The sequence below is a fragment of the Mucilaginibacter sp. NFR10 genome (assembly GCF_900100445.1).
Lineage (GTDB): Bacteria > Bacteroidota > Bacteroidia > Sphingobacteriales > Sphingobacteriaceae > Mucilaginibacter > Mucilaginibacter rubeus.
On record NZ_FMTV01000001.1, the window covers coordinates 1,349,600 to 1,364,926 of the forward strand.

General features: G+C 42.4%; 16 protein-coding genes. 7 read left to right on the forward strand and 9 right to left on the reverse strand.

From position 1 onward, the window contains the following. Nucleotides 1–44: 44 nt before the first annotated feature. Nucleotides 45–629 (reverse strand): LOG family protein, encoded by a 585-nt coding sequence (locus BLP33_RS05560; protein WP_090525665.1) that lies wholly within the window; start codon nt 627–629, stop codon nt 45–47. A 97-nt stretch (nt 630–726) separates the two neighbouring features. Between BLP33_RS05560 and BLP33_RS05565 the strand changes: the two genes are divergently transcribed. After that, nucleotides 727–1,506, forward strand: a complete 780-nt coding sequence (locus BLP33_RS05565; RefSeq protein WP_090525667.1) for a hypothetical protein — start codon at nt 727–729, stop codon at nt 1,504–1,506. 78 nt (nt 1,507–1,584) lie between these two features. Here the strand turns inward: BLP33_RS05565 and guaB are convergent, their stop codons facing one another. From guaB to BLP33_RS05580, 3 genes are all read right to left on the reverse strand, one after another. Continuing rightward, nucleotides 1,585–3,057, reverse strand: coding sequence for an IMP dehydrogenase (guaB, locus tag BLP33_RS05570; RefSeq protein WP_090525669.1), 1,473 nt, complete (start codon nt 3,055–3,057; stop codon nt 1,585–1,587). 278 nt (nt 3,058–3,335) lie between these two features. Next, nucleotides 3,336–4,613 (reverse strand): M16 family metallopeptidase, encoded by a 1,278-nt coding sequence (locus BLP33_RS05575; protein WP_090525671.1) that lies wholly within the window; start codon nt 4,611–4,613, stop codon nt 3,336–3,338. A gap of 107 nt (nt 4,614–4,720) precedes the next feature. Further along, a complete protein-coding gene (locus tag BLP33_RS05580) occupies nt 4,721–5,959 on the reverse strand; it encodes a M16 family metallopeptidase (protein ID WP_090525673.1) in 1,239 nt (412 codons plus the stop codon). Nucleotides 5,960–6,082: 123 nt separating this feature from the next. On the opposite strand from BLP33_RS05580, the gene BLP33_RS05585 reads away from it, so the two are divergent. After that, the gene (locus BLP33_RS05585; RefSeq protein WP_090525675.1) at nt 6,083–6,646 is read left to right on the forward strand and encodes a hypothetical protein; all 564 of its coding nucleotides are present in this window, start codon (nt 6,083–6,085) and stop codon (nt 6,644–6,646) included. Nucleotides 6,647–6,784: 138 nt separating this feature from the next. Here BLP33_RS05585 and BLP33_RS05590 read toward each other — a convergent pair whose 3' ends face one another. The 4 genes from BLP33_RS05590 to gpmA form a co-directional block, all read right to left on the reverse strand. Further along, nucleotides 6,785–7,129 (reverse strand): phosphoribosylpyrophosphate synthetase, encoded by a 345-nt coding sequence (locus BLP33_RS05590; protein ID WP_090525677.1) that lies wholly within the window; start codon nt 7,127–7,129, stop codon nt 6,785–6,787. A gap of 176 nt (nt 7,130–7,305) precedes the next feature. Beyond that, entirely contained in the window at nt 7,306–8,916 is a 1,611-nt protein-coding gene (locus tag BLP33_RS05595) for a hypothetical protein (protein WP_217633109.1), read from the reverse strand. Nucleotides 8,917–9,340: 424 nt separating this feature from the next. After that, complete coding sequence (locus BLP33_RS05600) at nt 9,341–9,826, reverse strand: hypothetical protein (RefSeq protein WP_090525680.1); 486 nt, start codon at nt 9,824–9,826, stop codon at nt 9,341–9,343. A gap of 89 nt (nt 9,827–9,915) precedes the next feature. Then, entirely contained in the window at nt 9,916–10,605 is a 690-nt protein-coding gene (gpmA, locus tag BLP33_RS05605; protein ID WP_090525683.1) for a 2,3-diphosphoglycerate-dependent phosphoglycerate mutase, read from the reverse strand. 178 nt (nt 10,606–10,783) lie between these two features. Between gpmA and BLP33_RS05610 the strand changes: the two genes are divergently transcribed. The 5 genes from BLP33_RS05610 to BLP33_RS05630 all read left to right on the forward strand — a co-directional run bounded on the left by BLP33_RS05610 (nt 10,784) and on the right by BLP33_RS05630 (nt 14,386). Next, complete coding sequence (locus tag BLP33_RS05610; RefSeq protein ID WP_090525686.1) at nt 10,784–11,374, forward strand: acetate uptake transporter; 591 nt, start codon at nt 10,784–10,786, stop codon at nt 11,372–11,374. Nucleotides 11,375–11,397: 23 nt separating this feature from the next. Beyond that, nucleotides 11,398–11,781, forward strand: coding sequence for an SRPBCC domain-containing protein (locus BLP33_RS05615; RefSeq protein ID WP_090525689.1), 384 nt, complete (start codon nt 11,398–11,400; stop codon nt 11,779–11,781). A 58-nt stretch (nt 11,782–11,839) separates the two neighbouring features. Beyond that, the gene (locus tag BLP33_RS05620) at nt 11,840–12,616 is read left to right on the forward strand and encodes an HAD-IIA family hydrolase (protein WP_090525692.1); all 777 of its coding nucleotides are present in this window, start codon (nt 11,840–11,842) and stop codon (nt 12,614–12,616) included. Between the two features lie 312 nt (nt 12,617–12,928). Beyond that, nucleotides 12,929–13,945 (forward strand): serine hydrolase domain-containing protein, encoded by a 1,017-nt coding sequence (locus BLP33_RS05625; protein ID WP_175489937.1) that lies wholly within the window; start codon nt 12,929–12,931, stop codon nt 13,943–13,945. Between the two features lie 18 nt (nt 13,946–13,963). Further along, entirely contained in the window at nt 13,964–14,386 is a 423-nt protein-coding gene (locus BLP33_RS05630; RefSeq protein WP_090525696.1) for an acyl-CoA thioesterase, read from the forward strand. Nucleotides 14,387–14,388: 2 nt separating this feature from the next. Here the strand turns inward: BLP33_RS05630 and xerD are convergent, their stop codons facing one another. Continuing rightward, nucleotides 14,389–15,288, reverse strand: a complete 900-nt coding sequence (gene xerD, locus BLP33_RS05635; protein WP_090525701.1) for a site-specific tyrosine recombinase XerD — start codon at nt 15,286–15,288, stop codon at nt 14,389–14,391. Between the last annotated feature and the right edge of the window lie 39 nt (nt 15,289–15,327).

The window sequence follows — 15,327 nt, forward strand, 5'->3', positions numbered from 1 at the left end:
TCGCAAACACCAAAACTTTTGACTTAAAACTTCGAACTTAAGACTTAAATAAGGTTTTTGTCTTTAAACCATACTTCATCCGGTTTTACGTCGAAATTATCCATCAGGTTTACCAGCTCTATCGGATCGCCTGAGGTAAGAATCAGTTCGCGATTGGTTGGCTTCAGAAAACGTTGTTCAACCATTACATCCATTTGTTTAAGTAACAGATCGTAAAAGCCGTTGACGTTGAGCAAGCCGATAGGATGGTTATGCAAACCCAACTGCAGCCAGGTTAGCACCTCAAAAAACTCCTCAAGAGTGCCCCATCCGCCCGGAAGCGTAATGATGCCTTCACTAAGATCGTTCATCATTTGTTTACGCTGATGCATATTTTCTACAATGTGCAACTCGGTTAAACCTGTATGTCCTACTTCTTTATCCATCAAAAACTGCGGGATTATACCGATAACTTTACCTCCCCTGCTTAACACAGCATCGGCCATCAAACCCATAACGCCAACTTTACCGCCGCCAAACACAAGTGTAATGTTACGGCTTACCATAACCTCTGCCAATAGTTCGATGGCTTGTTTTAATGCAGGATCGCCATTGAAATTGGCACCGCAGAACACACAGATAGATTTCATGCTCAATGATAACAAAATTTGTTCAATGGCCTATTAAGGTTTTGTTACCTGTTGATTGTATGTAATCCAATATTTATATATTTAGAAAAATTATCACATGAAAAAACCTATCTTAACCATTATCACATTTTTTATTGTTGCAGTGCAGGCATTCGCACAAAACATCACAACTCCTAATGTTGAGCAAAAAGACGATCAATCAACAATCATCAAAAAAATAGAAACCAATAGTCAGTATACTATTGTGACCTTTGAAAACTATGCTTACCAGGATAATGCGTGGCTACAGCTCAATAAAGAGATCTTTATTCAAACTGATTTAAGCAACGCACATTATGAGTATGTTAAGTCGGAAAACATAGCCATGGTACCCAATAAAAATGTATTAAAAAAGGCTGGTGATAAGCTTGAGTTTAAGGTATATTTTAAAAAAATACCTTCTGCTGCAAAATCCATTGACATCATAGAGCATGCCGGGTTAAGCAGGTCGGGAATTAACTATTTTAATTTTTATAATGTTAGTTTAACTGAGCAAGCTGCCGCAACCAAGCATGTCAAGGTAACCGATGTTGTATTGCTTCCGCCACCACCTGTAGCCACGGATACAGCCTCAACAGGACTATTTAATGGAAGCCCCTCTAATGACATGCAAAACGCGATGAATTCTATGGGACCGATGTACGCATCGATGGCAAAATCAGTGCTTGATGCTCAACTCGCTTACTTTAAGCAGCCCGGCAAAATAGCCGAAATAGCTAAATTAAATAAAGATTATTTTGATGCACTTGTTAAAGTGGGATTCAATTACGAACAGGCGTTAAAGATCATCACCGCGAACGGTTTAATTTCAAAATCATCATCAGTGACCGGCCAATAGGTTATTATCAAAAACAAAAGCGGCTGAAAGATAGAGGATCTTTCAGCCGCTTTTGTTTTATGCAGTTTATATTAAGAATTACCTGCTTGTATAGTTAGGCGCTTCTTTAGTGATAGTAATATCATGCGGATGACTTTCGCGCATACCAGCAGCGGTGATCCTCACAAATTTGGCACGTTGGAGGTCTTCGATATTGGCAGCACCGCAATAGTGCATGCCGGCACGTAAACCACCGATGTACTGGAAAATCACTTCGGCCATGCTGCCTTTAAACGGCACGCGACCAACAATTCCTTCTGGTACCAGTTTTGTCACTACATCGGTTTCATCCTGAAAATAGCGGTCTTTTGAGCCTTTGGCCATCGCCTCAACCGAACCCATACCACGGTATGATTTAAATTTACGGCCTTCATATATAATAGTTTCGCCGGGCGACTCTTCAACACCGGCAAATAATGAACCTGCCATAATTGAGCTTGCGCCGGCGGCAATAGCTTTAACGATATCTCCGGTTTGTTTAATACCGCCATCGGCAATTACCGGAACCCCACGACCTTCAAGTGCCTTGGCGCATTCATATACCGCGTATAACTGTGGTACACCCACACCGGCAATGATACGGGTTGTACAAATCGAGCCCGGGCCAATACCTACTTTAACCGCATCAGCACCGGCATCAGCAAGTGCGATAGCAGCATCGCCTGTTGCGATGTTGCCGGCAATTACCTGTAGGTTAGGATAGAGTTTTTTAACTGCCTTAACCATATCAATAACTCCTTTTGAATGGCCATGAGCTGTATCAACCGTAATTACGTCAACACCGGCATTAACCAGGGCGGTTACCCGGTCAATGTTATCGGCGGCCACACCAACGGCTGCACCAACACGTAAACGACCGTATTCGTCTTTACAAGCGTTAGGGAAGTTTTTAACTTTCTGAATATCTTTATAAGTGATGAGGCCTACCAGTTTCCCATCTTTATTCACAACCGGTAGTTTCTCAATCTTATTACTTTGCAATATGTTGGCAGCGTCAACTAAAGTAGTTCCTTCAGGTGCAGTGATCAGGTTGGTTTTGGTCATTACTTCGCTCACGGGAACGCTCATATCTTTTTGGAAGCGAAGATCACGATTGGTGATAATGCCTTTCAGATTATGATCGGCATCAATAACCGGGATACCACCAATGCTAAATTCCCTCATGATCTGGAAAGCGTCTGCAAGCAAGGCGTCTTCCAGTAAAGTTACCGGATCCTGGATCATACCGCTTTCTGAGCGTTTAACCTTGCGCACCTCGTCGGCCTGTGCCTGTATGGTCATGTTTTTGTGTAACATGCCTATACCGCCTGCCTGTGCAATGGCAATAGCCAGATCAGCCTCAGTAACGGTATCCATGGCTGCCGAAATGATAGGAATGTTTAACCGGATGCTTTTAGTTAAGTAAGTGCCGGTATTCACTTCGCGCGGTAACACTTCTGAATAAGCCGGGAGTAGTAAAACGTCGTCGTAAGTTAATCCTTCGGCAACAAATTTTGATGGGTCTAACTGCATAGCAAATAATTATTTTGGAGTTATTATTTGCCGGGCAAAGGTAATAAAATATTTCGGATTTTGGAATTTCGCTTTTCTATTTATTTAAAATTGCCTTAAGATGATAATTCGGGATTTGGGATTTCGAATGTTCGATTTCGGATTTATTTTATTTTTACTGCTCAAATCCATTCAAGAATTTTGGAATTTCGCTTTCTGATTCGCCGTTAGACAAATCAAAAAGCGAAATTCCGAAATCAAAGTAATCCGAAATCGAACATCCCAATTCCGAAATCAAATTAATATTTCCCTACAATCACTTTATAAAACTGATCGAAGTTGAAATACGTATTGGCCAGTTGGATCAGCTTATCTGAAGTTATGTTTTTTACGGTCACCGTGTACCTGTCATAATAATCGTAATCCAAACCTGCAAAATAGATGGTTTTGAATTTATCAGCATGTGAAAATACATTTTCCAAACTTCCTAATAATGAGCCTAACATGTAATTGCGCACCAGGGAAAGTTCCTCTTCCGGTACCAGTTCGGTTTTCAACAGGTTCATTTCTTTTTCAATCTCGGCAACCGCCGACTTACAAACATCTGCACCAACCTCTGTCGCTATAAAGAATGATCCGCCCTGCTTAAATGACGCCAGCCCTGATCCTATACCATAGGTATATCCTTTATCCTCGCGGATATTAGCCATTAACCGCGATCCAAAATAACCACCGAATACTGTATTTAAAACCTGTAACGCCTGGAAGTCTTCATGCGAACGGTTGATGATAGGCGTACCTATCCGGATAGCCGATTGCAAAGCTTCCGGTTTTTCTGTAAAATAAAACAGGTCGGCGGCGGCTTTAATATCGGGCTGAATTGTAACCGCCGGGGTTGGGCTGTTTTCCCAGTCTTTATCAAACGTATCGGTAAGCAATGTCAGCATTTCAGGCTCAATCTTACCCGCTATAACGATAGTGCAATTGGAAGGCTGGTACATTTTTTTGTAATGTGCCAGCATATCATCATGCTGTAGGGTTTGATAGTCGGTCATCTCAGCAGCATATCCAAAAATGGTAGTTCCATAAACAGCCCTGTTAAATGCTCTGCGGGCCACCACATCATTTTTTTGCAGACTAACCTGCAATTTTTGTTGTTGGTTGCGCTTAAAGGTTTCCAGTTCCTTCTTCGGAAAAATGGAATTATTCAGGATATCGGCAATAACCGGTAAAGTATGGTGCAGGTGTTTATTTAAGCTATACAGTGTTACCTGCGAGTTTTCATATCCATAGTCAACCTGTAAAAAGGCGCCGTAAAAGTCAATTTTGTCGGCAATCTGTGCAGCAGTTAAAGTTGTAGTGCCATCAGTAAGCATGGAGTTTACGGCCATGTTAAGCAATGGTTTCGCCGGATCAAAGCTTAGGTTACCGAAGACCCACTCAATGCGCACAAGCTCCTGGTCGCCGGAGTTAAAGCAAAAAATGTTGCAGCCATTGCTTAGTTTCTTGTGCTCTGGCCTAATCAGATTAATATTATCGATAGCCCTGAATTCGGGGGCTAATTTTCTGTTGATCATATGTATATTGTTTATCTGAATCAGAATTTACAGAATTTTACAATTCACAGAATGCCATTTGAAATTCAGCTAATTCTTAAATTCTGTAAATTCTGATTCAGACGGTTTTATTTCTCAGCCAAATAAATAAGTGTTGATGAATTATCTTTTCTGAACAGTTTATTGGCTTGTGCTTTTACCTGGGCAGCGTTTACAGCAAGATATTTTGCTGTTTCATGGTTGATCAGGTCAGCATCACCCAGCAATTCAAATGAGGCCAGGTTCATGGCCTTATCCAATAGCGACATTTCGGAAAATATCATGGTTGACTCGGTTTTGTTCTGAACTTTAGTAAGTTCATCTGCCGGGATCCCCTCAGTTTTTATTTTCTCCAGTTCCTCCCATAATGCAGTCTCTGCCTGTTCAATGCTGATGCCATCGAGCGGTTTGCCTTCTAACACAAACATGCCTTTATCCAAACTGCCGGTAATATAGGCATGCACCTCGCTAAAAATCTGTTTTTCCTTAATCAGCGATTTATATAACCGTGATGAATTGCCGCGCGAAAGAATATCCGAAAGCAGCTCTACCACATAGTAATCTTGATCTGTGCGGGCCCCCATCTGAAAAGCGATATACACATCATTGAGTGGTACTTTGGCGGTAACCGTTTCGCGGCGGGCTTCCTGCTGTTCAGGTTCCTGGGGAAGGCTGCGGTGATATCTTTCGCCGGCCGGGATCGGAGCAAACCATTTTTCGGAGAGCTCTTTTACCTGTTCAGTTGTTACGTTACCCCCTACTACCATAATGGCGTTTTGTGGGTTATAATGTTTTTTGAAGAACGCTTTTACGTCTTCGATTTGTGCATCCTCGATATGTTTGATGGTTTTGCCGATAGTCGCCCAACGATAAGGGTGTTTTTTGTAAACCAGCGGACGAAGCTTTAACCAAACATCGCCGTATGGCTGATTTAAGTACCGCTGTTTAAACTCCTCTATAACTACGTTACGCTGCACCTCAAGGCTTTTTTCGCTAAAAGCAAGGCTCAGCATCCGGTCACTCTCCAACCAAAATGCGGTTTCCAGGTTAGCCGATGGCAGAGTGATATAATAGTTGGTGATATCGTTGCTGGTAAAGGCATTATTTTCACCTCCTACCCTTTGCAGTGGTTCGTCATAAACAGGGATATTGACTGATCCGCCAAACATGAGATGCTCAAACAAATGGGCAAAGCCGGTTTGTTCAGGATCTTCATCGCGTGCACCAACATCATATAAAATGTTAAGCACCGCCATTGGCGTTGTATTATCTTCATGCACAATAACCCTAAGGCCATTGTCAAGTGTGAATCGGTTGAATTTAACCATGTATCTCTTAAATTTTTAATACGGATAGCAAATGTATAACTTTTGATGACATTGAAAGTGAATGCCAAAAATGAACAAGTGTTTTAGGTTAGGCCCCGGTATTTTTTTACTTTTAGGCTACCAATGACCCGCGACGAACTTACCCAAAAAATAGCGAATACCATAGGCAAACTCAAAGTGCTTGAATTAAGCCGTATTTTGACGGAACAACAGTTTGATTTGCGCGACCTGATAGAGATTACCTTTCATGCTGATAAACCCCTCGGGTTCCGTGCGGCGTGGCTCCTGGAAAACATGTTTTTAAAAGATCCTGAGGTGTTTACCAATAATCTTGAATATTTGATTGAACGGTTACCACAGGTTACCAATCCAGGCTGCCAAAGGCATTATGCTAAAATATTGATGCACGCCACCGAAGAAAAAGAACAATCGCCGGTAAAACAAAAACTGAACAGCATCGATCTTGAACCAGCGGTTGAGCAGCTTTTTGACTGGATGATAGATCCAAAAGTTAAAATAGCGGTGAAAGTATTTGCTGGTTGGGCTTTGTTTAATTTGCGGCACCGTTACCCCTGGGTGGCCGATGAGCTACCGGCCCAGCTTGAATTTTTAACGCGTAATGGTACGGCGGCTATCCAGTCGGCAGGAAAAAAAATGACGAAGGAATTGAGATCTAAGCCTCTCTAATCCCCCGAAGGGCAGACGTTTAAAAATTGGCTGTTATATTAAAAGCCAAAAGCCGCCAACAAATATCCCGCTGTCCCTACAGAAATATTTGTCACCGACTTTTAACTTAAGATTTTTGACTTAAGACTTTCGACTTACTTACGCAGTGGGCCTGTCGTCGCCGTGCAGGTTATGACTTACCTGCCCATGATGCAATTTGGCAGCTAACGCGGATGAGCTATCATCGGCATAAGTACCATAAGCATTTACCAGCACTCCTTTTAAGTTATATTTTGATGATGATACAGCGTATACTATCGACATATCCGATGGGTTACTTGGACCTTCAAAGCGGTAAAACTCATCAATCTCAAAATCATCAGCGGTCATCCTGATATCTTTTTCTTTATCATCAATTGTATCGCCATCAAGGCTAAGGTTGGCCGTATATCCCCTCTTCATGAGGTCATTAGTGGCATCCACTAAGGTTTCATAATTTTTCATGGTGATGTTTTTGTATAGGTAAAACAGAAGATGAGTTCATTGATCACCTTCGTATAATATATAACTGCAAAAGCAACTAACTTGTTTGAAGCGGGGTAATAAAAAGTCCGGTTGCCACGGGCAACCGGACTTAAACTAACAAATGAAAATTCTCCCGTTCTAAGGTTATTTTATGCTTACTGGGCTTTGGCCAGCCAGAATGAAGCATTTAAATGAAATGACGAATGCGAGGTATATCCTGACGGAGCATCACCCGACCAACCATTAAACAGGTTATCGCCTGTATCACCTGTGCCGTCATCGGCGTCCGAGCTGTCGCCGATCCAAACAACACGGCCGCTTCCATAGGTTGCCAATAATGCCATAGCGTTGGCATTGCCACCATTGGTAGCGCTGTTACGCCAGAATAAGCCCTGTACGGTTGAGTTGTTGGCCGGGAACAAGGTTGCTGTAGAACCATCGTAGAAAGCCATTTTTGAAGCAGTACCTGCCGCACCATTCAGCACTTTTTGCGCATCGGCATTGGAGCCGGTATAAACGTTGGTTGACGGGCTTTCGTTGATATCAACATAATTTACACTAAAGCCGAAAGGGTTGTTGTTATTGATGCCATTGTTGGTCATTAAGTCATTCCAAACCCTTGGCGAATCATAACCATCACCATCGCGGTCTGAAGGATTGTAGCCATTAGCATCGGTACCGGCAGTTGTTGCCGCCGTATGATCAGCTATCATAAATAAACCACCACCGTTTGCTACAAAGTTCATCAAAGCAGTTTTCTCGGCGGCAGTAAATAAGCGGTTAGGTTCGCAAACAACAAATACATCGTAATTGCTCAAATCCTGGGCTCCACCGCCGCCATAAGTGATGGCAGTGCCTACAGGTAACGATTCAACCAGTTCGCCTCGTTTTACCAATTCTACAGCCCATGCTGAAAGAGCGCCTTTCCAATAAGTTTCGGTAGTAGATGAAGTAATACCTGTGTATGACGGAGTAGGAATGCGTTGTGCCTTGGTTTCGGTAGTGGTACCGCCTGTGTAAATAGCAACCTGCTCAGTGCCGTCGGCATCTATTTGCCAGTCGGCGCTGCCTGCATTTTCCAGGTGACTTGCATCAAACAGGAATTTTTTGCCTGTAAGTACAGTACCCCCGCCTGTACCGCCGCCGCCGTTATCATTAATGGTGATATCATCAATATTGATACGGTTGGTGCCGCCGGATAATTTACGGATCTCTAAACGTACATTACCGGTTTGTGTAACAGTAAAAGTTGATGTAGTAAGGGTTGCAGTAGTAGTAATTGCTGAGCCGGATTGCGTCCAGGACGAACCTCCGTTAACAGAATAAAACAATCCCCATGTGCTTGGAGTATCGCCATTATAAGTTGCACTTTTAATAGTAACAGTACTTATGCCGGTAGTAACATCAAACAACATGGTAATTTTACCGGTATTGCGTACACGGGCACTCCATGAGCCTGCTTTTTGATCTGCTGCGAGATTACCGATCAGGGCATCATACATATTCCATGAACTGCCGGATAGGGTAACATTGTCGCCGCTTGATGAACCGGTTGGTGATACATCATAAGCAGTTTTTGGACTGGTTGCGCCAACTTCAAAACCCTGTGTTAAGGACACAGCTAAGGTTTTAATCGTTTTTGAACCGGTTGCAGTTTGATCAGCATCTTTCAATGCAGGCATCTGGCCATTTTTCTGACAGCTTGCCAGCATGCCTGTTGCGGCAGCGGCCAATACCCACATACGTAGATTAGTAAGTTTTAGCATAATGATTTTTTTAGGTTTTAATGTATAAGTTAATAATGTTAAATTATACGGTAAAGCTGCACAAAGGTTAATTCGTAATTATTGCTATTTCATTAACTTATTGTTAAGTAAACCTTGAAACTTTTTACATTTATATAAAGTGTTCCATTTTCAGAAGTGGAACATTGTGGAATACTGCGCATTTATGTTACCACTGGTTATCAACAACTTAAGTGGTTCAAAAAGTGAAAGGTAACTATATTGCTAATAATCAGATATTTAAGATTTTTGGCGTTTTTTTTAGTGGAACACCCTTTGGTCATACACATCAGGTGTGGACAACCCATGGTTGAAAGAGTTTTGACAACGGTTAACATATGGCCGGCCGCAAACAAAAAAAGCGTCCAAAAAGGCCGCTCTTTCAATACATTAAAGTTGTTCAAATTTATTTGGCAAAATAAGCCCCTATCCTTTTGGCAAATGCCACGGTAATTATGCCGATAAATATTTTTGCCCCTGCCGATATTACACTGCTTTGTTCATTAACGTTAGCAAGCGTATACAGGTGATATAAAAAATCAGGGATAGTGCCAACTAACAATAACCCTCCTATTATTACCAGGGATATTTCGTAGATGACTTTTCGTTCGGCAAAAAGTTTCGCGTTTTCCTGGTAATCACTTTCATTAGTGATCCAGCGGGTGATCCTTTTAGTACCGGCAATTAACAGCACCGCCAATATGATCAGGAAAATAAAGTTTAACCCGTTTACCAACAAAAGGTTTCCCTGATCGGCAGGCTGCTGTTCGGCAGGGGAACTTGCATGGTTACCGATAAAAGTGATCAGGCCGGGAAGTTTAGAGATATCGGCCACCAACAGGTATATACCCAGTATTTTAATGGCGACCTCATAGATGTCGGATTTTTTCATTCGTCTTAATTAGGGATTAATTGGTTTATGGCTTACAAGATAAACAATTGTGCTACATAAAAAAGAGAAATGAAGATCCGGAGGGTAAATTATTCCAGGTAATAATGCCTGATCCTGTTTAAATCCCCATCAAGTTCATAAACCCAGGGGGTAGCGGTAGGGATTTCCAGCGAAGTGACTTCCTTATCATTTAAATTATCAATATATTTTATAAGCGAACGCAGGCTGTTACCATGTGCCGCTACAATAACCTTTTGATTGCGGCGCAAGGCCCTGACAATTCTTTCGTTCCAAAAGGGCAATACCCTGTCCATAGTTTCGCTCAGGTTTTCGGTCAGCGGGAGCTCACGCTCGGTCAGGTCCTTGTACCTGAGATCATGACCCGGATAGCGCGCATCATCTTTGGTTATAGCGGGCGGGTGTTCATTAGGGTCGCGCCGCCATTTTAACACCTGTTCTTCGCCGTATCGGGCAATGGTTTCATCTTTATTTAACCCTTGTAAGGCACCATAAAACCTTTCGTTCAACCGCCATGATTTTTCGACGGGGATCCATAAATGATCAAGTTCTTCCAAAATATAATGGAGCGTTTTAATGGATCTCTTTAAATAAGATGTAAAGCCGATATCAAAATTGCAGCCGTTTTTATTAAGGATCTTTCCGGCGAGATGGGCCTGTTCGTAACCTTTTTCTGACAGGTCGACATCTTCCCAGCCTGTAAATCTGTTTTCCTGATTCCAGGTACTCTCTCCGTGGCGTATTAATACTAATTTTTGCATAGGTAGGTGTCTCTAAATCTCTCTTCAAGAGAAAAATTTTATTGTTGTTGTTTAAAGCCCTTCTGCCGGCAGGGGTTGAATTGGGTTAATGCAAAAGTAGGTTAAGGGTGTGAAAAACTTGCTTAATATTTATAAATCAGTTAGCTTGCGGTACAAACCATATAAACTAAAACCTATTATGATCCCTACCACACCAGTACCAGTGAAGGATGGCATTGCCAACCCCGCGCCACTTGGCCTTTGCGCTTTCGGAATGACCACCGTTTTATTAAACATTCACAATGCCGGTTTTTTTGAAATGAACACCATGATATTAGCTATGGGCATATTTTACGGCGGTTTGGCGCAAGTTATTGCCGGTGTTATCGAAGCTAAAAAGAACAATACCTTCGGGCTGACAGCATTCACTTCGTACGGATTTTTCTGGCTTTCATTAGTGGGCCTGTTGGTAATGCCCAAATTTGGCTGGGGAACTGCGCCATCTGAAGGTGCCATGATCGCTTACCTAAGCATCTGGGGTTTATTTACCCTGCTGTTGTTTTTTGGAACATTGAGGCTTAACCGTGCGCTGCAATTTGTTTTTGCATCGTTAACTATTTTATTTTTCCTGTTAGTGACTGGTGATGTTACAGGCAATGCGGGCATTAAACACCTGGCCGGTTATGAAGGTATCATTTGCGGGGCATCGGCTATTTACACAGGTATCGCTAATGTTTTGAATGAGATTTATGGAAAAACCGTTTTGCCGATTGGCCCGGTGAAGGTTTAAATTATTTGAGCTAAATTGCGCGGGTGAAAGATTATAAAAAATATTACAGCATACCGGCCACTCCCGAAGAGATATACATGGCCATCACCAACCCGGTTACAATTGAATTGTGGACTGGCGAAGTCGCCGAAATGTCGACAGAGCCCGGTACCGAATTTTCTATGTGGGATGGCAGTATCGTGGGTAAAAACGTCGAGTTTGAACCCAATAAAAAGGTGGTTCAGCAATGGTATTTTGAAGGACAAAGCGATAATTCTATCGTTACCATCAAATTACATGCTGATAAGCAAGGCACTTCGGCCGAGTTAAGGCACACCAACATTCCCGATGATGATTATAATGATATTGTTGACGGGTGGAACGAGAGTTACTTTGGCGGCCTGATCGATTTTTTTGAGGGAGCTTAAAACACCGAGTATTCAACACCACCTCTTTAATAAAACAAAACATTTATAATTTATACGCATGAAACAAGGTCTTTTAATTGATATGGATGGTGTGATTTACAGCGGCGAAGAACTGATACAGGGCGCTGATAAATTCATCAAACACCTTATTGATAACGATATACCATTTGCCTTTATGACCAACAACAGCCAGCGTACCAGCCTGGAGGTTGTACGGAAACTTAAAAGATTGGGAATAACTGTAGAAACAAAACATATTTATACAAGCGCCATGGCTACCGGGAAATTCCTGGGCGATCAAAGCCCCAACGGTACCGCTTTTGTGCTTGGCGAAGGTGGCCTATTGAGCAGTTTGCACGAAAACGGCATCACACTTGTTGATTCCGACCCGGAGTTTGTTGTTTTGGGCGAAGGCCGCAACTTTACATTGGAAATGGTGCAACGCGCGGTCGACATGATCCTGGCAGGCGCTAAGTTTATAACCACCAACAGGGACCCATCTCCTAAAAAACCAGGCTGGAACAATTTAGGTATCGCAGCTACAACAGCCATGATTGAGGAAGCTACTGGCCGTAAGGCTTTTGTAACCGGCAAGCCAAGCCCGGTAATGATGCGCTCGGCAAGGAAATTCCTGGGCCTTGAAACTGCCGAAACCACTGTAATTGGCGATACGATGGAAACTGATATCCAGGGCGGTGTACAAATGGGATATAAAACTATCCTGGTGCTATCTGGTATCTCCAGTAAAGATCAGTTGAGCCATTACGCGTTTAAACCGGATATGGTAGCGAGCTCGGTTGATAAGATAGTTTTTCCGCTTAAGTGGTGGTCATAAAATAGATTCTGTATCCTCATTTAAAGCGGACGATCCACAAGATCGCCCGCTTTTTGTTTTTAGATATTTTAATAGGTAGGCAGAAATCCGGCAATAAGGTACAGCACTTAAAATATAAAATAACCTGTAACGAAATCTTTAATATTCGCGTCCCATTTAAAAACTTACCTCATGCAAAACATGCAATCTTCTCACATACACAATAAATATACCCGGATGCTTATACTTACCTGTTTAGTTTTGTCCGGGCTCATCTGCAACTTACAAGCACAGATCATAAGCCCAGCCGGGAAACTTATCAGTAACACTGCTATGGATGCTTTTTTGAAAAAACAAATGGATTCGTTGCAGCTCCCGGGGGTATCTATCGCATTTATAAATAAAGGTAAGATAGTTTATCACCGGGCTTTGGGTATAAAAGATATTAAAACAAAAGCGCCTGTAGACGAGCAGTCGATTTTTGAAGCAGCCTCACTTTCCAAACCAATATTTACTTATTGGGTTTTAAAAATGGCAGATCGCGGAATATTAAGCCTGGATACTCCTTTGTATAAATATCTTCCCTATCCTGATATCGCACAGGATGAGAGATACAAACTAATCACCGCCCGGATGGTGCTTTCTCATCAATCCGGGCTTCCAAACTGGCGCTTCTTCACGGCCGATTCCTCTTTACACGTGAAACAAGGTGACCTTTATTTGAATTTCAAGCCCGGTACATCATTCAATTATTCGGGCGAGGGGTTTCTTTACCTGGGCAAAGTGGTAGCACATTTGCTTAACCGTTCATTGCAAAATATAGAGCCACTGTTTGAACGTGAAGTGGCTATCCCACTACACATGCCCCATAGTTCATACACTGCCAATACCTATATTTTGAAACATAAGGTCAGAGGACATCAGGCTGGGCACATAGATCCTGCTAACGGATTAAACTGGCCTGTAATTCCATCCATCAGCATTGATTCAAACACTTTCAATCCTGCAGCTTCCCTGCACACTAATGCTTTAGATTATGCCGCATTCCTCATAGCCCTGATGAATGACCAAGGACTAAGTACCAATAGCATCCATGAAATGTTCCGGCAGCAATTAACCGTGCCCCTTCCCGAAGATTTCCGCAAAGCAGGCTATTCAGCCTGGGGATTGGGCATAGCAATAGCGCAAATTTCATCAGGTACAATTTACTTACACTCAGGCAATAATGGCAATTTTCAATCAGCTTTCATGATGGATAAGGCCCGGCAGTCCGGCTATGTATTTTTTACCAATTGCGATCACGGGAACACTTTTAATGAGAAACTGGAGGCTTTCCTTTCGCTTAAATAGGTTTACTATATTTGCTGCATGGATACACCACTCCAACTTTCCACTTTTGAATCTGAGTTTCGCGTACGCCCCGATGATATCGACATGTTTCAGCACGTACATAACAGCAAATATTTTGATTATGTACTGGCTGCGCGTTACGACCAGATGGAGCGTTGCTATGGAATGGCGATGGAAAAATTTATGGAACGCGGGTTCGGGTGGGTAGTACGTACCGCCCATGTGGATTATAAACGTGCTTTAACCATGGGCGATTACTTTATTGTGAAAACCGGTATTGAAAGTATTGACGACAAAGGCTGCCGTGTGAAGTTTACCATCACCAATAAAGCCACTAAAAAGATCTGCTGCGATGGTTGGTTTGATTATGTGATGATTGACATGGCTACCGGACGCGGTGCAAAGATCCCTCAGGATGTAATTGATCAGTACCTGATCTGACCTTAACTGCGCGGATGAAACTGGCTGATGGTGCTTTTTAGATATTCCCTGTCCAAATGAGTGTAAATTTCTGTTGTGGTGATGCTTTCATGTCCCAGCATCTCCTGTACCGCCCGTAAATCGGCGCCACCTTCAACCAGGTGTGTGGCAAAGGAATGCCGAAAGGTATGGGGACTTATCTTTTTCTTCAATCCAATGGTTTCAGCTAACCCTTTGATGGTTAAAAAAATAATCTGCCGGCTTAACCTTGTGCCGCGCCTGTTCAGGAAAACATAATCCTCCTCACCTCTTTTTATTGGGTTATGTACCCTTACATTTTCTATCCAGATCTTCAGCGCCTTTATAGCTTCGCTGCCTATAGGCACTAATCGCTCTTTGTTGCCTTTACCGGTTACTTTTATAAATTCAATGTCAAGGTACAGGTTAGAGAGTTTTAGTTCGGTAAGCTCGGATACACGCAGGCCTGATCCGTATAGGGTTTCCAGGATGGCTTTGTTACGCATGCCTTCTGGTTTGGATAGGTCTAACGCAGCTATAATTTTGTTGATCTCTCCATAGCTCAATGTATCCGGCAGCTTACGCCTGATCTTGGGCGATTCGAGCAGTTCTGACGGATCGGATTTAATAATATCCTCCATCAGCAAGTATTTATAAAAAGCTTTTATGCCCGAAAGAATCCTGGCTTGCGATGAAGGGATCATACCCAGTTCATTTATCCAGTTAATGAACCCGCGCAAATCAGTTAAAGTAATTAATTCTGGCTTTAGTTTAACTATCTGTGAATCTGAATATTGATATAACTTTTCTATATCTCTGCGGTAAGCTTCGATAGAGTTGTCGGATAGCGACTTCTCTAATTTTAAATAAGCCTGGAAACCTTTTATTGCCGAACGCCAATCCAATTGATTTTAGTTTTGATGATTTATAGCTAAGTTTGAACT